The 876-nt window shown below is 56.2% G+C and carries 1 protein-coding gene; it reads left to right on the forward strand.

The features are described 5' to 3' along the window. Positions 1-689, forward strand: a 689-nt coding sequence (locus ACIOWE_RS30090; RefSeq protein WP_401398594.1) for a citrate/2-methylcitrate synthase, incomplete at its 5' end; no start/stop codon positions are given. Positions 690-876 lie beyond the last annotated feature (187 nt).

Consider the following 876-nt stretch of genomic DNA (forward strand, 5'->3'; position numbering starts at 1 on the left):
TGATGGTCAACACCCCGGGCGAGATCACACCGATCAGCCCGGTGCTCGCCAAGGCCATGGACCGGATCTTCATCCTCCATGCCGACCACGAGCAGAACGCATCGACTTCCACCGTGCGCCTGGCAGGCTCTTCGGGTGCCAACCCGTTCGCCTGTATCGCCGCCGGTATCGCCGCACTGTGGGGCCCTGCCCACGGCGGTGCGAACGAAGCTGTTCTGACCATGCTGGATGAGATTGGCGATGTTTCGAACATCGACAAGTTCATCGCCAAGGCCAAGGACAAGAACGATCCGTTCAAACTGATGGGCTTCGGTCACCGCGTTTACAAGAACCGCGATCCTCGCGCGACTGTAATGAAGCAGACCTGCGACGAAGTACTGAAGGAACTGGGCATCAACAACGATCCGCAACTCGAACTGGCCATGCGCCTGGAAGAGATCGCGCTGACCGACCCGTACTTCATCGAACGCTCGCTGTACCCGAACGTCGACTTCTACTCGGGGATCATCCTCAAGGCGATCGGCATTCCGACCAGCATGTTCACCGTGATTTTCGCGCTGGCACGTACTGTTGGCTGGATCTCCCACTGGAAAGAAATGCTCTCGAGCCCGTACAAGATTGGCCGTCCGCGCCAGTTGTACACCGGTTATGAGTCGCGTGACATTACCAAGCTGGAAGACCGCAAATAAGATTTGTCTTGCGATAACGTCTTGAGTTGTACCGGGAACGGTCTCTATTTATATAGGGGCCGTTTTTGTTTGTGCTGTGGTGGTTTTGGGTTTTGGGGGCATATCCGTTGCTGCGGGTGATGTTTCTGGCGGTTTCGCTCTTACAGCGAGTCACCTTTTCCAGACGCCGAAAAGGTAACCCAAAAGG

This window comes from Pseudomonas sp. NPDC087598 (assembly GCF_044743525.1).
GTDB lineage: Bacteria > Pseudomonadota > Gammaproteobacteria > Pseudomonadales > Pseudomonadaceae > Aquipseudomonas.